The 19,818-nt window shown below is 45.3% G+C and carries 19 protein-coding genes and 1 pseudogene; 8 read left to right on the top strand and 12 right to left on the bottom strand.

What is annotated here, in order from left to right; all coding sequences use genetic code 11:
• Positions 1-34: 34 nt before the first annotated feature.
• Positions 35-214: a hypothetical protein gene (locus QUB52_RS12400; protein ID WP_332972942.1), complete on the bottom strand. Its 180-nt coding sequence runs from the start codon at positions 212-214 to the stop codon at positions 35-37.
• Positions 215-349: 135 nt separating this feature from the next.
• Here QUB52_RS12400 and QUB52_RS12395 point away from each other — a divergent pair, with 135 nt between their 5' ends.
• The 3 genes from QUB52_RS12395 to QUB52_RS12385 all read left to right on the top strand — a co-directional run bounded on the left by QUB52_RS12395 (position 350) and on the right by QUB52_RS12385 (position 6,537).
• A complete protein-coding gene (locus QUB52_RS12395; RefSeq protein ID WP_265234522.1) occupies positions 350-3,655 on the top strand; it encodes a PAS domain-containing sensor histidine kinase in 3,306 nt (1,101 codons plus the stop codon).
• Positions 3,656-3,942: 287 nt separating this feature from the next.
• Positions 3,943-5,814 carry an adenylate/guanylate cyclase domain-containing protein gene (locus QUB52_RS12390; protein WP_265234523.1) on the top strand — a complete coding sequence of 624 codons (1,872 nt, stop codon included), beginning with the start codon at positions 3,943-3,945 and terminating at the stop codon, positions 5,812-5,814.
• Between the two features lie 120 nt (positions 5,815-5,934).
• Positions 5,935-6,537 (top strand): Uma2 family endonuclease, encoded by a 603-nt coding sequence (locus QUB52_RS12385; protein WP_332972943.1) that lies wholly within the window; start codon positions 5,935-5,937, stop codon positions 6,535-6,537.
• Between the two features lie 10 nt (positions 6,538-6,547).
• On the opposite strand, the pseudogene QUB52_RS12380 reads toward QUB52_RS12385, so the two are convergent.
• The 5 genes and pseudogenes from QUB52_RS12380 to QUB52_RS12360 form a co-directional block, all read right to left on the bottom strand.
• Positions 6,548-6,727 (bottom strand): annotated as a pseudogene (locus QUB52_RS12380) (YebC/PmpR family DNA-binding transcriptional regulator); the annotation flags it as partial.
• A 65-nt stretch (positions 6,728-6,792) separates the two neighbouring features.
• Positions 6,793-7,353 (bottom strand): restriction endonuclease, encoded by a 561-nt coding sequence (locus QUB52_RS12375; protein ID WP_332972944.1) that lies wholly within the window; start codon positions 7,351-7,353, stop codon positions 6,793-6,795.
• Positions 7,354-7,428: 75 nt separating this feature from the next.
• Entirely contained in the window at positions 7,429-8,871 is a 1,443-nt protein-coding gene (locus tag QUB52_RS12370; RefSeq protein ID WP_332972945.1) for a hypothetical protein, read from the bottom strand.
• Positions 8,872-9,068: 197 nt separating this feature from the next.
• The gene (locus tag QUB52_RS12365) at positions 9,069-9,836 is read right to left on the bottom strand and encodes a YebC/PmpR family DNA-binding transcriptional regulator (RefSeq protein WP_332972947.1); all 768 of its coding nucleotides are present in this window, start codon (positions 9,834-9,836) and stop codon (positions 9,069-9,071) included.
• A gap of 115 nt (positions 9,837-9,951) precedes the next feature.
• Positions 9,952-10,590 carry a histidine phosphatase family protein gene (locus tag QUB52_RS12360; RefSeq protein ID WP_332966962.1) on the bottom strand — a complete coding sequence of 213 codons (639 nt, stop codon included), beginning with the start codon at positions 10,588-10,590 and terminating at the stop codon, positions 9,952-9,954.
• 131 nt (positions 10,591-10,721) lie between these two features.
• On the opposite strand from QUB52_RS12360, the gene QUB52_RS12355 reads away from it, so the two are divergent.
• Entirely contained in the window at positions 10,722-11,045 is a 324-nt protein-coding gene (locus tag QUB52_RS12355; protein WP_332972948.1) for a hypothetical protein, read from the top strand.
• Positions 11,046-11,096: 51 nt separating this feature from the next.
• On the top strand, positions 11,097-11,351 hold the full coding sequence (locus QUB52_RS12350) for a hypothetical protein (protein ID WP_265234530.1): 255 nt from the start codon (positions 11,097-11,099) through the stop codon (positions 11,349-11,351).
• A gap of 165 nt (positions 11,352-11,516) precedes the next feature.
• On the opposite strand, the gene QUB52_RS12345 is transcribed toward QUB52_RS12350, so the two are convergent.
• A complete protein-coding gene (locus QUB52_RS12345) occupies positions 11,517-12,206 on the bottom strand; it encodes a class I SAM-dependent methyltransferase (protein WP_332972949.1) in 690 nt (229 codons plus the stop codon).
• A 300-nt stretch (positions 12,207-12,506) separates the two neighbouring features.
• Here QUB52_RS12345 and QUB52_RS12340 point away from each other — a divergent pair, with 300 nt between their 5' ends.
• On the top strand, positions 12,507-14,363 hold the full coding sequence (locus QUB52_RS12340; protein ID WP_332972950.1) for a polysaccharide biosynthesis/export family protein: 1,857 nt from the start codon (positions 12,507-12,509) through the stop codon (positions 14,361-14,363).
• Positions 14,364-14,525: 162 nt separating this feature from the next.
• On the opposite strand, the gene QUB52_RS12335 is transcribed toward QUB52_RS12340, so the two are convergent.
• Entirely contained in the window at positions 14,526-15,245 is a 720-nt protein-coding gene (locus QUB52_RS12335; RefSeq protein ID WP_332972951.1) for an SGNH/GDSL hydrolase family protein, read from the bottom strand.
• A 155-nt stretch (positions 15,246-15,400) separates the two neighbouring features.
• Between QUB52_RS12335 and QUB52_RS12330 the strand changes: the two genes are divergently transcribed.
• Positions 15,401-15,724: a polymorphic toxin type 24 domain-containing protein gene (locus QUB52_RS12330; RefSeq protein WP_332966971.1), complete on the top strand. Its 324-nt coding sequence runs from the start codon at positions 15,401-15,403 to the stop codon at positions 15,722-15,724.
• A gap of 5 nt (positions 15,725-15,729) precedes the next feature.
• Entirely contained in the window at positions 15,730-16,188 is a 459-nt protein-coding gene (locus QUB52_RS12325) for a hypothetical protein (protein WP_265234535.1), read from the top strand.
• Here the strand turns inward: QUB52_RS12325 and larE are convergent, their stop codons facing one another.
• The 4 genes from larE to fraC form a co-directional block, all read right to left on the bottom strand.
• Positions 16,189-17,016 carry an ATP-dependent sacrificial sulfur transferase LarE gene (gene larE, locus QUB52_RS12320; RefSeq protein WP_265234536.1) on the bottom strand — a complete coding sequence of 276 codons (828 nt, stop codon included), beginning with the start codon at positions 17,014-17,016 and terminating at the stop codon, positions 16,189-16,191.
• A gap of 163 nt (positions 17,017-17,179) precedes the next feature.
• The gene (locus QUB52_RS12315) at positions 17,180-17,953 is read right to left on the bottom strand and encodes an ABC transporter permease (RefSeq protein WP_332972952.1); all 774 of its coding nucleotides are present in this window, start codon (positions 17,951-17,953) and stop codon (positions 17,180-17,182) included.
• A gap of 311 nt (positions 17,954-18,264) precedes the next feature.
• Positions 18,265-19,263, bottom strand: coding sequence for a DUF5357 domain-containing protein (locus QUB52_RS12310; RefSeq protein WP_265234538.1), 999 nt, complete (start codon positions 19,261-19,263; stop codon positions 18,265-18,267).
• Positions 19,260-19,790 carry a filament integrity protein FraC gene (gene fraC, locus QUB52_RS12305; protein ID WP_265234539.1) on the bottom strand — a complete coding sequence of 177 codons (531 nt, stop codon included), beginning with the start codon at positions 19,788-19,790 and terminating at the stop codon, positions 19,260-19,262. The genes QUB52_RS12310 and fraC overlap by 4 nt, the downstream gene beginning before the upstream one ends.
• Positions 19,791-19,818 lie beyond the last annotated feature (28 nt).

Raw genomic sequence — 19,818 nt, 5'->3', positions numbered from 1 at the left:
GAACACTCTTGTCCCCCCCTCTTCTTCAGGGGGGCTAGGGGGGATCTCCGGGCTTAACTGAACCGTATTCTTGTATAGGCGCGAATTCCATTCGCCCGCTCTTCAACCCGCGCACCATCCGGGTTTTGTCTGTATAGGCGCGAATTCCATTCGCCCGCTCTTTGATTCGCTCTTCATTCCATTCGCCCGCTTTTCCATTCGCCCGCTTTTCCATTCGCCCGTAGGCTTTTTGGGGTTGCTGGGTTTGTTAGGTTAAACTAAAAATAAGCTTATAAAATCAGAGTGCCTCAAGCTATTAATAATTTATTATTGTTCTATTCGCTCCCTTGGAGTTTGGATATTGCTACCGATGACAACAGACTCTTTTCATCTGTCTCTGCTAGAACGAGCGATCGCAGCGTCGAGCAACAGCATCCTGATTGCAGATGCTAACAGCCCTGACACACCTATTATTTACTGCAATCCTGCTTTTGAGAAACTGACGGGTTACAGTAGCGAAGAAGTTATGGGACGCAACTGCCGATTTTTGCAGGGTGCCGATACCGATCGCGCTGAATTAGACAAACTCCACAGCAGTTTGCGATCGGGAACAGAAATTAAGGTAGTTCTCAAAAATTACCGCAAAGACAAAACTCCTTTTTGGAACGAATTAACCGTTTCCCCCGTTCTAAATGGCGAGGGAAAATTAACTCATTTTATCGGAGTTCAAAACGATATTACCAAAAGAATCACAGCCGAAACAGCCCTGCAAGAAAGCGAAAAAAGATTGCGGGCGATCGCCACTGCGACTCCCGTTCCCATCCTAATTACACGCCAGTCAGATAGCGTGATTTTGTACGCAAATCCTGCCCTAGGCAAAACTTTTAATTTGAATTCAGAACAGCTTATAGGTAGTAAAAAGAGCGACTTTTATGCCAATGTGAGCGATCGCAGTCAATTGCTAGAATTCCTCAAACAAAACGGCTTTAGCGACAGCGATCAAATCTGCTTAAAAAAAGCAAACGGCAGTTTTTTTTGGGTAAAGATGTCGATGCGATCGATTGATTTTAACGGCGAAGCAGCAATTTTATCGGCATTTTACGATATTACCGATCGCGTAGAAGCAGAAACAGCACTACGCCAAAGCGAAACCAGGTTTCAAAAGTTGGTTGCCAACGTTCCCGGCATGATTTATCAATTTCAGTTAGCAGCAGACGGCACTTTTGCATTCCCCTACGTCAGTTCTGGCTGCCGCGAACTCTACGAATTAGAACCAGAGGTGCTCCAAAATTTAGCTATTACTGCGATCGAAATGGTGCATCCAGACGATGCACAAAACTTCCAGGAAACTGTTGCTATCTCAGCTACAACTTTAGAGCCTTGGCGGTGGGAAGGCAGATTAGTTTTACCGGGCGATCGGATCAAGTGGGTTAGCGGGGCTGCCCGACCAGAACTGGGCGAAAAAGGTGATATTATTTGGGATGGCTTGTTGATTGACATTAGCGATCGCAAACTTGCAGAATCAGCACTGCGGCAAAGCGAAGCCAGATTTCAAAAAATGGCCGCCAACGTGCCGGGAATGATTTATCAATACTTGCTGCATCCCGACGGTTCTCATCAATTCATTTATGTCAGTCCCGGCTGTTGGGAACTGTACGAATTAGAACCCGAAAAACTCAAAAAAAACGCAGCTTTTATGTGGTCAGCAGTGCATCCAGACGACATAAAATTTTTGTCAGAATCCCTAGCTATTTCCGCAGAAACTTTACAACCTTGGAAACATGAAGCGCGGATCGTAACCAAGTCAGGAAAACTGAAATGGATTCGCGCCATTGCCCGCCCCGAACTGCAACCGGGCGGCGAGATACTTTGGGAAGGCGTGACAATCGACATCAGCGATATCAAGCTCGCAGAAATCGCCTTGGGCGACTCAAAAATCGCCCTGGAACAAGTCAATCAAGAACTCGAAAAGCGCGTCCTAGAACGCACGGAAGCCTTGCAAACTTCCCAGAAAATGCTGTGGTTGGTAATCAACAACATCCCTCAGTTTATCACCTGGAAAGATCGAGATTCAGTTTACCTGGGCGGCAACAAAAATTTTGCCAAAATCGCAGGTTTCAATCATCCCACTGAAATCGCTGGTCTCACCGACTACGATATGCCCTGGAAACCAGAAGAAACAGAATTTTTCCGAGATTGCGATCGCCGGATCATGGCAACCAACACCCCAGAATATCACATTATTGAGCGCCAACTGCAAGCCGACGGTACTCAGCGCTGGCTGGATACAAATAAAATACCTTTGCACGACAATTATGGCAATGTGGTAGGCATTTTGTGTACTTTGGAAGACATCACCGATCGGCTTTCCCTAGAAGCTAAAGTCCGAGGTAGCGAGGAACTATTTCGCAAAATTTTTGAAGATGCACCCATCGGTATTTACTTAGCCAATTTAGACGATCACCAGTTGGTACGAGTCAATAAAAATTACTGCGAAATGCTTGGATATACCGCAGCAGAATTGCTCGGCAAAACATTTATAGAAATTGGACATCCCGAAGATCGACCCAAAAAAATCCAAGTTGCTGCTGCTCTTTATCGGGGAGAAATTACCAGCTATCAAATCGAAATCCGCCAGATTGCGGCGACAGGTAAAATTGTTTGGGTGAATGTGACATCTACTCTGATTCGAGATGGCGAAGGAAAACCTATTTACAAATTAGGGATGATTGAAAATATTACCAACCGCAAAATTTCCGCAGCAGCACTCCAAGCTTCAGAATCTCAATTGAGAAAACAAGCAGCTCAATTGCTAGAAGCCTACGAAAAACTCCAACACGCTCAAATCCAATTAGTTCAATCTGAAAAAATGTCGAGCCTCGGTCAAATGGTTGCCGGTATCGCCCACGAAATTAACAATCCCGCAACTTTTATTCACGGCAATATTTCACACACAAAAACCTATTTTTACGATTTAATAGAACTGTTGAATCTCTACCAGTATTATTACTCGTCCCCAGCTCCTCAGATTGCTGAAAAAGTTAAGGAAGTAGACTTAGATTTCCTCAAGGAAGATTTTCCAAAAATGCTAAATTCGATGATAGTAGGAGTAGAAAGAATCAGTAAAATTGTGTTGTCGTTGCGGAACTTTTCGCGACTGGACGAATCAGAAATGAAGCTAGCAGACCTTCACGAAGGAATTGAAAGCACGCTGTTAATTGTGCAGCACAGATTGCAGCATGAACGTAAAGAAAGCCGGATTGAAATTATTAAAGATTACGGAGAAATATCGAAAGTCTACTGTTGTGCGGGGCAGTTAAACCAGGTATTTCTCAACATTATCAGCAATGCGATCGACGCTCTAGAAAACCACAAGCAACTCAGGACGATCGTGATTCGTACTGAAATGAAAAAAGCTGGGTTGAACAATAGTACAAGCAATGTCGGTGAGGGCGATCGCATTGTAATTTGCATCGCAGACAGCGGCCCGGGAATGACCGAAGAGGTTGGTAAGCGGCTGTTTGACCCATTTTTTACCACAAAACCGGTTGGGTCTGGAACAGGCTTGGGACTGTCTATCAGCCATCAAATTGTGGTAGAAAAACATAAGGGAAGTCTGCGGTGCATCTCAGCGCCCGGACAAGGAGCAGAATTCTGGATTGAAATTCCGGCGTAAATGATGGAAATTTAGATCGGACGTACGGTTTTAAACCGCGCCTACACCAACGAAGTCTACCTCCGTGGACTGAAGAAGATAATGTTATTTTAACCGTTCGGTCTTCAACCCGCTTGGAGTGCGTGAAAGTTTGTAGAGGCCCGGTTTCAACCGCCCGGTCTTATTTTAATGCCCAATTGCCGTCGGTGCTTGAGTTATCAGGGTTTTGAATTTAACGGCACTGAGACGCCGAAATTAATCTCACTTGTGCGGTGTGCTCATCTGCTGCCATTATTCGCTAGGCAATTATGCTGAAAAAACTACCTTTATCCTGGTCTCGCTACGTTCCAGCCGGGTTGACACTTCTTTTGGGTGTCGGATTCTCGGCCCTGGCATTTGCCTTGGTTTGGGACTGGGAAGACAGGCGCCACGATTACGAAATGCACCGCCGCATCGATGATATTTCGATCGGCATCGAACGCCAACTCAACTCGGACTTAGACGCAGTTCTCGCCCTCAGCGACTACATGAAAGCCTTTAGCGCCGTCGAGCGTTCATCTTTTGCCAGCTTTGTCGGCCGCCCCCTATCTGTCCACCCCAGCCTGCAACTCTTGGCTTGGGCCCCTCGCGTCCCCAATTCCCAGCGGGCCAACTACGAAGCCCAAGCCAGAAGCGAAACCGACTCCAGTTTCGAGATTACAGAGCGCGGCCCCGGCGGAGAACTGCGCAAGGCCCGCCAGCGTTCCGAATACTTCCCGGCTTTCTACGTCGAACCAACAGCCGGAAACGAGACAACATTGGGCTTTGACCTTAACTCCTACCCAGAAATTCGCGCCACGATCGATCGCGCCCGCGATACTGGAGAAATGATTGTCACTAGCTACGCCGGCTTTGGGGTCAACTCCCCGGAACCGGGTCTTTTGGTAATAGTTCCGATTTACAAAAATAGCACTAAACCGACTACCGTGGAATCCCGCCGCCAACTGCTGCAAGGATTTGTTTTGGGGGTATTTCAAGGCAAAGATATTTTCCAAACCTCTTTAAAAGGACGCAATACCGACTACCTCACCATTTATCTCGCCAGCGAGGCTCCAGACAAGCAAGAAGCAGCGCCGCTGTTACCGCCAAGGGCCGACACGGTTCTCCAAAACTTCGCTGCTAACGGTCAAATTCCGCAATTTGCGGTGCTGTTCCAACCGGCGAGCCAACAAGTGCTGACCGCATCGGTGGCTGCGAAACGAGATCTCAGGTCAAATTGCCCGATTCAAGACGAGCAAGATCCGGAGCGCCGAGCTTGCCAAAGGATGCTGAAAATTAGCGGCCGCCCGTGGTCTGTGTACGTGTCCGCAACGCCGGAAATTCGGAAGACTCGCAAGCACTGGCGTTCTTGGGGAACTCTGACGATGGGGATGTTGTGGACTCTGCTGCCGGTGACATATATGCTGACAGCTTTGAGCCGCACCACCCAAATCGAAAAGCTAGCCCGAGAAAGAATTCTCCAAGCCGAACAGTTGCAGACTGCTTACCAACAGTTGGAACTCGAACAAGGGAAATCCGAGCAACTGTTGCTGAATGTTTTGCCGGCGGCGATCGTCCTGCGTTTGAAGGACAATGAACACAATATTGCCGAAAGTTTTGGGGAAGTAACTGTGATGTTTGCGGACATTGTGGGGTTTACGGAGCTTTCTTCGAGAATTTCAGCGACTGCGGTGGTGAAAGTGCTCAACGATATTTTTTCGGCTTTTGACCATTTGGCCGATCGCCACGGTTTGGAGAAAATTAAGACTATTGGTGATGCTTATATGGTTGTGGGCGGTTTACCTACGCCACGAGAGGATCATGCGGAGGCGATCGCGAATATGGCGATCGATATGCTACACGAAGTTCGGATACTCAGTTTAGAGCATTCGGAGCCTTTCAGCATTCGGATCGGAATTAGCAGCGGCCCTGTAGTTGCCGGCGTCATCGGCTTAAAAAAGTTTATTTACGACCTTTGGGGCGACACAGTAAATATTGCCTCGCGCATGGAATCCCACGGAATTACCGGCTGCATTCAAGTCACCACCGAAACCTACGAAATATTAAAGGATAAATATACTTTTCAGAAGCGTGGCGCGATTCAAGTTAAGGGAAAGGGATATATGGTTACTTATTTACTCACAGGCAAAAAAGATGATTAACACCGCCCAAAAGCGGATACAAGGCTGCGATTCCCCGATCGACTAAGACTTTCGATCGCCAAGCTAAAATATGATAAGTTCAATGTATTCTGTCACGCCTGCACCAAATGAGGAAAAACCATGACGACGCTGCTAATTCAAACCGAAAGCATCCCACTGATCGTCAATCTCCCTGCGATCCAATCGATGAATGTTGAACAGTTCTATGAATTCTGTCTAGTTAATCGCGATTTGAGAATTGAGCGTACAGCCAGTGGGGAAGTTATCATTATGCCACCAGCCTTTTCAGATACAGGGAACCGCAACCTTAAAATTGCCCTACAATTGGGGAACTGGGCAGAAGAAGATGGCACAGGTGAAACGTTTGACTCCAGTGCAGGCTTTACCTTGCCCAATGGAGCCACCCGCTCCCCGGATGCCTCATGGATTAAACTAGAGCGTTGGAATGCCTTAACTGAAGCACAAAAAGCCTCATTCGCCCCGATTTGTCCAGACTTTGTGATCGAATTGCGGTCTTCTAGTGACACTCTCAAGGGATTGCAAAAAAAGATGCAAGAATATATTGACAACGGTGTATCGCTCGGCTTGTTGATCGATCGCAAAAACAGAAAAGTCTACATCTACCGTCCCGATCGCGAACCTGAAATCTTGGATAATCCTGAAACAGTGAGCGCAGATCCAGAGTTACCGGGATTTGTCTTGCGGATGGCAAAAATCTGGTAATGCGAGATCGTTACACCATACTCAAAGACATCAATTCATCTGTCATTTCAAAATTCGCCGTCACACTTTGCACATCATCCAAATCTTCCAGTGCATCCATTAACTTAAGGAGCGATTTGGCTTTTTCAGGAGTTTCTATTTCCACTGTATTGCTCGGAATCCAGCGATTTTTTGACTGCAAAACTGTAAAATCTTGTTGCTTAAAATGACACTCCCCGCTCTTTCATAGACTGGGATTCTTGGTTCATAGATCCCTTATTTTTTAGCTCGAATCACTAAATCAATTAACTGTTCTCGTCCCCAGAGTTTTACCCCATTCGCTTGAGCCAGTTTATGAGCATTTGCTGTAAACTCGCTGTTCGTAATTGCGATCGCATCCTGCGCCCCGTAATACTTAACAGCACTCACCACTTCTTGCACTGCGGAATTTCCCACCTTGCCTTGATAGCGTTTTGCCTGAACAACGGTTTTTTTGCGGGCTTTAGAGAGAATCAAGTCCGCACCAAAATCCCCCGTTTTGGGTGTCATTTCGACCGAATAACCGAGATTGCGGAAACAGCAGGCTAAAAATTCCTCAAACTCTTCTCCCGTCATGCGATCGACCTGATCGATTAAATACCCAATCTCTGGGACTTCTAACCGCGTAGAACCTGCTAAAATCTGCTTGAATTTTTTCAGCAGAATTGCACTCAACTTAGCAGAAGGAGAATGAGCAGGTCGAGAGGGAGTTGGTGATTCAGTATCGATTAAATCAGCAATCTTTGGCACGTCTAATATCGTAGCAATTTTTAAAATTTTCTTGAAGTTTTGTAGCATATTGGAATTCAATTTATTAGTAGAAGCAGAATCAGAAGATCAAGAGGGAATTTGTGATGCAGCTTGGACTTCAGTTTATGCTTCAGTGGGTGGCGATACCGCATCCTCGCTCAAAGTTGGCTGGGCTTGTTTTTTCGCTTGCTTTCTTTTGCTCAAAACAGCCCGTTGAATTGTCAGCAAAATTTTTCCCTCTTGTTCATTAATTTCACCGTCAGCCTCGATAATCTCAGTGCATCGCTTTAAAAGTGGTTCGGCAAAGTCAAGTTCGAGTTGTTCGAGTAAAATATCCAACTTAGGAAGCAATTTAGACTTATTTGTCACAGCTTCAATCTCAGCTAAAGTCCTGGGATTTAAATTCGTTGCTTGTAATTCCGGCAATAACTGATCCCATCGGGTAAATTTTTGGCTGGCATAGACGACATACACCAAAATCCAATCCATTACGGTTTGTTGTGCGATCGCTTTTTCTAAATATTGCTCACTTTCCGCTTGCAATACCTCTCGTAAATCTCCCAGCTTAGTTTCGATTTTCGAGGAATCGAGATGCGCCTCATAAAACCGACAAGCACCGTATCCCAGCGCGTAAATCATTGCTGCACTGGCGCTAGCATTAATCACAGCACCAGCCAAGGGAATATTGCTGACAAGAGTAACTCCAGCTTCGATCGCTAAATTGCTACCCAAGGATAAACCGAAAATGGCGAGAACTTCTGCTTTGCGATCGCTCGATCGCAAATCCATGCCATAGGCAGCAGCAATTTGATAAACCAACTCAGCAGATAACGCCGTCATTGCCGCTAAATCCATGCCAGCCAACGCCAAAGCCGTGCCGGGGACTAAACTGCTAGCCAAGCCAGTTCCTGCCGCTAGCAAGGCTTTTTGCACCATCAAGTGATGTGCAATCTCTTGGGGTTTCTCGTGAGGATATTGGCGCTGTAACTCTCGAACTTTCGCCTCGGCCTTCACGACATCAACAGCATCTATAGCATTAACTAACCAGTCGATTTTGAACTTTTCAGTCAGTTTTTTCAGGATAGGACTTTGGGAAATCAAACCGATGGATGAACCCAAAAAGTTGGGAACTTGCATTGCTGCACTTCCGGCACTCGCCGCTGCATTCCCCACAGCACTTGCGGTATTAACGATCACACTTCCGGCACTGCCTGCTGCATTCCCTATCGCACTTGCGGTATTAACAATCGCACTTCCGGCACTGCCTGCTGCATTCCCTACCGCACTAGCCGTATTAACAAAAATCGCACTTCCAGCGCTTCCTGCTGCATTTCCCACCGCACTCGCGGTATTAACGATCGCACTTCCAGCACTTCCTGCTGCATTCCCCACAGCACTCGCGCTTGTAGAGACGGCTCCCAAAACGGAACCGAACCAATGAGATTGATTCCCTCGTTTAGCCAGCACATCCGATTTTGGTCGATCGCTAATTTCTGCTACTTCGGTTGCTGATGGAAGTTCTTCTGAGTCGCTGCTGTCTGGGTTGATTTTGTTTTTATCTGGCATGGGTTTATACCATTTATAAAAAAGGTGGGTACAAAAAAAATATTAGATTTGTTTCCTTAGTTCTTGAAAATAACAGGTGCGTCGCTATTAAATTGTCGCTCTTTTTTGATGATTGTTGATGGCGACGCACCCTACGAATTTTGTTTTAGTTCTCTGATTTTATGCGGACTAAAGTCCTCACTACGAACCAAGGGAGTTTAAGTCATAATCGCCGACATCATTTCATCGGTCATTTCAAAATTAGCTGTCACACTTTGCACATCGTCCAAATCTTCCAGCGCATCCATTAACTTAAGGAGCGATTTGGCTTTTTCAGGAGTTTCTATTTCCACTGTATTGCTCGGAATCCAGCGATTTTCTGACTGCAAAACTGTAAAATTTTGTTGTTTCAAAACATCAGCAAGCTTTTCCAAATTAGCCACACTTGTCAAAACCTCTGCGCCTTCAGTATCCTCATCAATTGATATCAAATCATAGGATTCTGCTTCGGCTTCTAGGGAAGCTTCAAACAATTGTTCTTCATCAATCGGGCCGCTGATCGTACAAACTCCTTTGTGGTCAAACATCCAGCCCACACAACCAGTTTCGCCCAAATTGCCGCCATTTTTACTAAAAGCTTCTCGCAAGTCAGCCGCCGTGCGGTTGCGGTTGTCTGTCAGCGCTTCAATCAGTATCGCAACTCCTCCCACGCCGTAACCTTCGTAGCGAATAGCTTCTAATTCCGAACCTCCCCCCGCCAAGCCGGCACCTTTGGCGATCGCCCTTTCGATATTTTCACTAGGAATATCAGCCGCCTTGGCTTTTTCAATAGCAGTCCGCAGTTGAAAATTGCCGGCGGGATCGGGGACTCCGCTACGCGCCGCGACAATAATTTCGCGAGATATTCTAGCAAAAACCTTGCCTTTAGCGGAATCAACTCTCGCTTTTTGGCGTTTAATAGTCGCCCATTTGCTGTGTCCAGACATACTGATTTAAGATTTTGAATTTAAAATGTGCGATCGAGATCAAATAAACGTAGGGTGTGCAGCGTGCACCTTACACACATAGCATAAAATGCGATTTTTTGCACGAATCTCATCTTTAATTAAAGCGAACAACCGCTTCAGTGTCCGTGAGGTGGGAAGTATCGCCATTAAGTGCGATCGACCATTCGCCCTCACCGCGCACAACTTTCACCAAACAGCACAGAGAAGCCTTAATTTTTGTTTTAGGATCGCCCAATAGCCCGATCGCACTTCCCACAACCGACCCAGCGTGAGCTACTAATAATATATCATCAGGAAACTGTGCAGCGAGGCGTTTAGCAGTTTCCCCCGCCCTTTTGAGACAAGCTTCTCCGGTTTCGGGATAACTAGCAATACCGCCTTTGTAAGCAGCATCAATCCTCGGAAAACGCCTGCACAAATCCTCAATAGATTCAGTTTCCGGCATTTCCGTCATCCATTCAGGATTCAGCCATTCGCACAGTCCCCACTCTAATTTTATCGACAAATCAAGAGCTTCTGCCGCGTGATTAGCAGTTTGGACAGTACGCAGAAAAGGGGAAGCGAAAATGTGAGAAATTCCTTCACCTTTGAGGCGATTGGCGAGTTGTTTTGCTTGAACGTGACCGTCTTCGGAAAGGTGAGGGTCATAGCGGTGTTCTGCGGTGAGAAACCAGTCGGGGTTAACGAAGTCGATGCGGTTTCCGTGGCGTGCGATCCAGACTGTTTGTGGCATTAGTTCTTGTTAAGTTGGCTGCGGGCGATTTCTATTAAAGTCTTTAATTCATTTTACCGCAACTGTGCGTTATAATCATCGCAACTATTTGACATTGCGCTAGAATTGAATCAGTCACTCTCTATCATCCAATGGCTCAATTTATAAAGCAACTCCACGCCCAAATTCAGGTCATGCCTAGCGATGTAGTTAAGGCGATCGTGCTTTCATGGCTGAATCTGTCCAACGCTAATCTCAGCGACTTGGAACGCCTAATCGCAGAAATTGCCGAGGAAAATGAGGGATATCAGTGGGGAGAAATTGATACAGCAAACCAGTTTCACCCCCTTAGCGAAGAACAAAGCATCGCCAGCAGTCTCTCCGTCTTGGAAGATTACCAGACTAGCAAGATAGGTGTTTCTGGCGATCGGGTTAAGGAGTGGGCAGATAGTTTAAGAAGCGATCGTTTTGGCTAACTATGCCAAAATAAATTTACAAAATAAAATCAACTATTCATCATAACTTTTATGACCATTACACTCACCTTACCCCCAAAAATCGAAGCACTGCTGCGCCAACGGGCTGAAAGTACAGGACAAGATATAACCAGTATTGTCTTAGCTGTTCTCGCGTTCGGACTTAGCTTTGATGAAAGCGATTTCTTCGAGGCATTGGAAGGGATTCAACGCGGACTTGATGACTTCGATCAAGGTCAATTTTCGAGTCTGGAAGAATTTGTCGATCGACAAAACGAGAAATACGGACTTTCTTTGGAAGCATGATGTATCGCATTGACTTTTCCAGTACAGCCCAATTTCCAGTCCGCGGAGGCGGACATCGTTTGTATAGCCGCGAATTCCATTCGCCCGGTAAATTCCATTCGCCCGGTAAATTCCATTCGCCCGGTAAATTCCATTCGCCCGGTAACTTAAGATTCGCCCGGTAACTTACATTTCCCCCCGAACTCGCAGCATCTTATTTCCACCTTTTTGAAACTCATAAGGAGCCTCTTGAACTTCCACACGAAGACTTCTATTTTTCAATTCAGTAATAATCGGATTTAAATGCTCGGATTCCTCCCCACTAAAACTTTGTAACAGCGGAAACACCCGAACTTCCTTCGCAACCCTACACATTTCTGTAATTGCTTGCAGATGAAATTCTTCGGAAAGCAAATGAGAATAAGCAAATAAGAAATGGCTGCACAAAGCTAAATCAAATTGACCCTTATTGAAAGGCAAAACCGGCAATTCAGCATTCATGTAGCGGCCTTGATCCAAACCAGAGGGAAAATCTGCTAAAAATTCCTGCATCGCTTTCATCCGCACTTCGCCTAGCTGATACGGCGATTCAAAACTGTTCCACAGGTAGCCGTCTACATTTGCCTTAACAGCGTCAATGACTGTTTGATATGTTTCTTGGATGCGATCGCCAATTTCTACCGCCGTAAACTGATAAACTGGATCGCAAGAAATTACCTTTTTACCTTGGCGAGTCATTTCGGCATTGAAACTCGCCGGGCCGCCCGCACAATCAAGAATTGCTAGCTTGAGGTCACTTGATGTCAAGCTAAACATTCCTATATATTCATCCAAGCAGCGTCCCCAGGGAATTACTTTATCTAATTTTAGTGACACTTGTCTTTGTCCCGCAGATATAATTATTTAATATTTTACCTCAAATAAGGCTAGTTTTTTCTATCTCTTTTATTGGGCTGGTTGATTTGTATCCCGAATTATGTATAAATAATTCTGAGAACAGTTGGCTGGCTTTACACTTTTTTGATAAATAAGGTACTCGACTGTCGCACAAATTTGATGAATCCACCTGTGGATTTTGCAGCATAGCGAGGCTACACTGGACAGAACGGAAAATAAACTAAAATTAATTAGTTAAATTGCGATCGTTCATTGGCAGGCTGCAACCAGGAAAGAAACATGAAACATACCGTTCAAACCGCTACAAGTCTTAGTTTGTCAGCACTCCTGGTGCTCAGCAGTTCGCTGCCCAGTATAGCTCAGTTGCCTGCCATCAGAACTCCTGCACCCACTCGGAACCCAAATCTGCCGAGAATACCGCCGCCGCCTCCGGGTTCAAGTTTGCCGATCGGCAATTCTGGTTCGCTGACACAAGAAGCGGCTTATACTTTAGGCCCGGGCGATCGCATTGCTTTAGATATCTTCGGCGTCCCAGAATTCAGCAAAGAATATCAAGTCTTAGTTGACGGAACCCTCAATCTACCAATCATTCGCAGCGTCTCAATTCAAGGATTGACGCTGCAACAAGCCGCTACCGTCATTACCAAGCGCTACGAACCCTTCATTAATGTTCCCGTTGTCACCGTGACTCTGATCGTTACTCGCCCCCTAAATATAGGTGTTGCCGGTGAAGTTACTCGCCCCGGTTCCTACAAAATTAATGCCAGCAGAGAAGGAACCGGAGGAGGAGTAAAATTTCCGACTTTGATGGAAATGCTGCAACTTGCCAAAGGGGTGACATCCGCAGGAGATATGCGAAACGTCCAAATTCGCCGTCCCCGCAGAGGTGGGCCAGAGCAAGTTATTACTGTTAATTTGCAGGATTTTTTAGACACTGGAAATTTGAGCCAAGATGTCACTATCCGAGATGGAGATACAATTTTTGTACCGACAGCAAGTTCTCTCAACACCCAAGAAGTCCGTCAAAGAGCTAGTGCTAATTTTTCCGCTGATATTACTAAACCAATTGGCGTGGTAATTGTCGGAGAAGTGAACAGGCCAGGGCCTTATACTGTATCTGCTTCGGATTTGCGATCGACTAACCAACAAACAGATCTGAGTTTTGTCTCTATTGAACAACAACAAGGAGCAGGGGCCGTTGTCGGGCTACCAACAATCACTAGAGCACTCAAAATTGCTGGCGGTATCACCACGGAAGCAGACATTCGTCGCGTCCAAATCCGCCGCCGTATTAGAGGTGGCACTGAACAAACTATCATGGTAAATCTGTGGGATTTACTACAAAAAGGTGACGCAACTCAAGATGTTTTACTGCAAGAAGGAGATAGCATCATTATTCCGACGGCATCTACTGTAGACTTAGCTGAAGTTTCCCAACTTGGAAGTACGAGTTTCTCTCCAAACGCGATCGGCATTAATATTGTAGGGGAAGTGATCAGACCGGGAGCTTTGCTGGTGAAACCCAGTACATCCCTGCACCAAGCTTTGCTCACTGCGGGCAGTTTTAATCAATTGCGGGCGAAAAAAGACAAGGTGGAACTGCTGCGTTTGAACCCCAACGGTACTGTTACTCGCCGCACTATTAATGTGGATTTTGCTCAAGGGTTGAATCCTGACAATAACCCAACTCTCCGAAACAACGATGTAATTCTCGTAGCGCGATCGGGCTATACTAGGGTAGCAGACAATATCACTACTTTCTTGCAGCCGATAACAGGAGTTGCCACTGGAATCGGCAGTGTTAGTAACATTTTCACTGGGTTTCAAACAACTATAAACGCTTTTCAAAACTTATTTTTGGGAGGAGATTTCGAGCGAAAAAATCAGCTCGATCAGCTTCGTCAACAACGTGAAGATAGACAACAGCAACGTGAAGATAGACAGTTTGAAAGAGAGCGGCAAGCAGAAGACAGACAGCAGCAAGCAGAAGATAGAAGAGTGCAAGCAGAAGACAGACAACTACAACTTCAAGACAGACAGCGACAAATTGATGTTGAAAATCAGCGACTTCAGATTCAAAATCAACAACTTCAGCTTCAGCAGCAGTCGCCACAGCAAATTCAGTCTACTCCTTAGACATCATATAGCCTTTCTCAGAAAGATCAGGTACGCTTCCGGCATGGGCATAGGGCATAGGGCATACCTCACTTTTTTGAGAACCGCTATGAGGACACGGCATTGCCGTGTCCTGACTGTGGGTAATATTCATTCCGATGCCACCGGATTTGATATTATTTATCAGAAAGATGTGCGCGTTACAGAGGAAGAATTTAAAATATTTAACAAAACTTTCCTGTATATATCTAAACCTTTGGCATTGAGGTGAACGCCGTCTTTTGTTAAATCTCCATTCAGGGCTTTTTCCTTAAACAATGCTTGTATACCGCTAGATTCAACGGTCAGATTTTCGGCGGTGGCTACTTGATCGATGAGAACATTGATTTCGTCAACTCTGGCAATTGTTCCTGCTGATTTAGGATTGTAGCTGGCGGCAAGAGTTGAGTAAAAAGCAGGAATCAGAATAATTTTTTTTGTTCCTAGCGATCGCATAATTGCGATCGCCTCTTTCAAATTGCTGACAAATTGCTCGTCGCTAATCCCGTACATAGCATCATTTGTGCCGATCGCCAAAATCGATGTTTGGCAGGTAAACCCCTGGGGTACTACAAGTTTAAGCTGTTCTAGCAGCGAAACAGAACTCATTCCGCCGATCGCAAAATTAAAGTTTTTTTCTCCCAAAGAATCGCCCAGGGCCGAAGAAATAGAATCGCCCCACACGCAACCTTCATATTTCTGTTCTTTAATTTGCTGCACCTGATTGTAAACCGAAGCTTGCCACCACAGTGCAGAACTAACAGTGTCCCCCGAAGGTTGCGGGTTAGCCAACCCCCGAAACGGGATGTACGCCGACAACAATAAAGCCAAAACGGCGGAGATTAATTTAAATTTAACTTTCATACAAATTGCTGCTACTTTTGCTGCTACTTGAGTTTATGCTATTTCTTTAACGAGCAGTCAGGATTTATGCAAATTTCCAGAAATTGCGATCTGTCACAATCCAAGTACCCCTACATATATCAAACTGAGGTGGTAAAATAATTTAGGACTAATATATGTCTAAACCAGTGGATTGGACAGTTGGTATCCCCGCTAGCACCCTTATAGCCGTCGGAACCCAGGTAAGTGGCAGATTTCCTCTAGATGGAGCAAGTGTCCAAAACTTACTCTACCGCATGGATGGCAAGAACATTACCAGCTATATCGTCTACGATGACAGTGGACGGGCAATTAAGCGAGTAGACTTGACAGGAAGGGCTCATGCAAATGTGCCGACACCTCACGCCGTTGAATACAAACACAACCAAAACTCAGCAGGAGACATTTACGTGCAAGCTGAGAAAACAGTTAGGCCAGCTAGATTAGATGAAATACCCTAGAAATTATGTTCATCAAACAAATATCCTTGAATGCAGATAAACTAATCGATTTCCAGCAATGGAAAAAAGCCAACGGCGATGATTTTTCACTCTGGGATTATCTTTTTGGATCTGCTAATATTGAAATTGCCATAGCTTTCACAAAACTATTCTGGCCAGATTTTGTCGAACATGAAGGCGGTATCTTTTTGTCCGAAGCCTTTAACAGTCAAATATACGAACAGTGGAAAATCGAACTGGGGAATGATGTCGCTGCAATTGAGCAGGTGATGAACCACCAGCACGTTGATGACATTCTCCCCGGTGCGGAAAATACGAGTATCGACAATTTATTGTATTTGGGACAAGCATTAGCTCAGATGTGGGAAAGTCGCCTAAAATCGCTTTATCCTCAGCGCCGTTTTCAAGTTAAATGCGATCGGGACGAACACACGGTTGTAGTGACATTTTTTCAAGATAATTAATCAACCCTTCGCCCCCAACAATTCAGGTTGTAAAACCTGATTTAATTTGCCACTGCGAAACCCCTCCAAATCCAAAGTCGCGTACACAAAACCAAACTCCTGAAACACCGCTACTAATCCAGGCAAATCAGCATTTAATACAAACTGCTGAATCTCCTGGGCTGGTAACTCAATGCGCGCGGTGTCTCCATCCGATCGCACGCGCAGATTTTTCAGTCCCAACTGCCGCAAATACCGTTCAGCGCGCCCCACTCTTTGCAACTTAGCAACAGTGATTTCTTCACCATAAGGAAAACGCGAACTCAAACAAGGTTGAGCCGGTTTATCCCACCAAGGCAAATCCAATTCTTTTGCCAACTGTCGAACTTCAAATTTAGTCATACCAACTTCTGCTAAAGGCGATCGCGCGCCCCGTTCCTTAGCAGCCTGAATCCCCGGACGGTAATCCTTTAAATCATCACCATTAACCCCATCTACCACATAAGGATAACCCTTTGCCAGTGCTAGCGGTTTCAAAGTATCGTGCAGTTCGCTTTTGCAGAAATAGCAGCGATTAACCGGGTTAGAAGTATAATTAGGATTTGCCATTTCCTGAGTTTCTACTTCCTGGTGGGCGATGCCAATTTCTGCGGCTTGAATCCGCGCATCTTCTAAATCTTCTGGCAGTAGAGACGGAGAAACAGCCGTTACAGCCAAAGCGCGATCGCCCAACACGTCAAAAGCAATTTTTGCCACCAAAGTGCTATCAATTCCGCCAGAGTAGGCAATCAGCGCCCGTTCCATCTGCGCGAAAATATCTTTTAATTGTTCTAGTTTTTCCAATATCATAATTTCATTTTTTTGTAACACTACAAACAGTCGAGATTGCCGATCGATAACCTTGTCTATATCTTAGCTCGCTAATTCCATAATAAAAAAGGTTCGATCGTTCGGACTTTAGTCCTTATCCGAGAAAGGACTAAAGTCCGAACGATCGAACAATACGCGCGTTTTAAAATTCTCGGCGGGAAAATATGGCGATCGCAATTGACAGCAGCAACACCACATACAGCAAACCGTAGCCAGCATCTGTAATCAAACCCGCCAAGTAAGGAACTTGTCCGTAAACAGCATCATTTCTCAAATTAAACCGGGCTAAATCCGGCAAAACCAGATAAAGTCCCATCATCAATTGTTCAATGCCAGGATTTTTAGTTAACTTGCCCAAAGACACTAAATCTCGCGTCGAGTGTCCCATAAAATAAACGCCAAATGTCAGTAAACTTGCCAGCAGCGAACTGCTAAAAACCCCAAATAAAATCCCGACAGCGGCCATGAGACACAGCTCAAACCAGATGAATAGTGAAGCAATTAAAATGCTGCCCAAAGGGTAAGGAATCCGGCTCAAACTCAGAATAGCCAGATAGATAACAGTCATTGCTGCTACCAGTACCGCCAGCACCGCCGACAGCCCTAAGTGCTTGCCCACAATTAACTCAGCCCGACTTATCGGTTTGGCAACTAACAGGTAAACAGTCCGCTTTTCAATTTCTTTGTTGACCAGTCCGGTAGCCACAAAGACTGTGGCAATTAGACCGAGAATACCGATCGCAGCCAAACCGATATCTAAGATAATTTTCTTTTCGGTTGTCGCTGCCAATTCCGGTATCAAGCGCACCGAGGCTCCCATCAACAGAGCAAAAATAATAATTAAGTAAAGGATGCGATCGCGAATTACTTCCCAATATACATTAGTCGCGACTGTCAAGATTCTTCTCAAATTCATCTATTTATTAACCCACAGTCAACTTTAGCTATATTTTAGTTTAAGGAAGAAGGAAGAAGGAAGAAGGAAGAAGGAAGAAGGAAGAAGGAAGAGGGAAGAAGGAAGAAGGAAGAAGGAAGAAGGAAGAGGGAAGAGGGAAGATTTTCCCCGCTCTTCGGCTTTCGGAAGCATCTTTGCGGAGAGTAAAAAGCGTTTTTCAGGAGTGCGATCGTCCCCGCTCGCTTGCCGAATATACAATAGCGAGCGGGACGCTCGCACTCCCGTGTAAAAGCTCTCCCACTCTCCCGCTCTCCTAACCGCCAAAGACAGCCTCAAACTTGACTATCTCCCGTAGTTCCATCTTTTTTCAATCCGGGTTTAGAGCGTTTGATCGCGTCGCAGGTTACAGTCGCCCGATTGGCTGTATCGAACACCTCGCAAGACTTTGTAAACGAATATATTTCCGGTCTAAAAACTAGCCCCATCCAAGTTGCTTGCATCTCTAACTGATAGCGCGACTGTCCTTGAACGATCGAAGTTTTGACATCCCAGCTAGCATCTTCTGGGACTATCCCAATTGTTCCTAACGCTTGATTCTTCAGAAAAAATCGCTCGTTGTCAATATCTATTAACATTTGTTCAACCTGCGGCCACGGTTTGGTGCGGGCTTCATTTTGCAGGTATCGCTCCATTGCATTGAGGATGACAACTCCTCGGGAGCGATTAATAGTTGGCTGTTGAAATGTCACCACATAATCGCTTTTCCTCAAATCCTGCGATAAAACGCTCGGATACTGTTGTATCCAACTTTGAATTAAAAAGTGAAATGCAAACCAACAGGAAAACGTCACATGAATTAGAGTAATCATCAAAAACTGAGGGCGCATCAACTCCCTGATACTTTCCCGTTTTGAATCGCTCTTCCAAACCCTGATGATAGCAAGAACTACTACTGCTATAATTGGGCCGCATATCCAGGCTATTTCCTTTTTGTCCGACGGCAACCTGATCAGCAACCACAAGCCAATTAAGAAGCTTGTCACCCACGGACTCAGACTTACTTTGTTAATTACAAAAGGTTGCTGGCTGGTCAGCAAACCCATTGAAAGTATAAAAAATAACCAGCTCATATCAAACATCAGAGTTCTCGTCGCCAAGTCAGTAACTGCCGCCACCGTCAGCACACCTAAAAAGATGCTGAGCAGTAAAGGCGTCTTCCAGTGGACAACTTTAGGCGGAATCATTGCCTTTTGGACTTTTTTATTGGTTTCCCAAAGGTTGTTCGTCAGCTTAGTTAGTTGCTGAGTCACATCCAAAAATTGCTTCATCATAGATTTCTATTATTGACGCTTTGCAAAAACAACACGGTTAAAATAACGAAATTGCTAACAGTGTGGGCGATTAAAACTGCCCCAAACTGAGTAGTTACTTGAAAAGTCTTTTTGGGAGGACGGCGGCTGAGGGTGGGCGGCCCTATAAACTGAGGTTTGGAAGCTTTTTTATTGCCGGAAACCACGTTTCCTATGATTTCTAATCCTTGCCATTTAACGAGAAAAGTTACTGCTAATATCGAGACGGCTATCATAGTTATGGTATTGTAAACATTCTGCCCTCCGCCTAATAAAATATAACCGATTAGCTGTTCTCGCAAATCTTTGGAAAGAACGCTTTCAATGCCGAAGAAAACTAACCAACCTACGCAAGTGCAACCGAGATTGAGGATGGCAGTATATTCAACGCTGGTTTTGGGGCCGAGTTTCAGTAGTTTTTGTAGAAACCACGATTCGATCGCGATCGCCAAAAACATAATTAAAATTTGCACCAAAACAGTCCGAAATGGGAAAACACTCGCAATCATAAGGATTCAGGTATATCAGCCCGTGTTA

The sequence above is a fragment of the Microcoleus sp. A6-C6 genome (genome assembly GCF_036705955.1).
Taxonomy (GTDB): domain Bacteria; phylum Cyanobacteriota; class Cyanobacteriia; order Cyanobacteriales; family Microcoleaceae; genus Microcoleus.
This window is presented reverse-complemented; position numbering and strand designations above follow the sequence as displayed.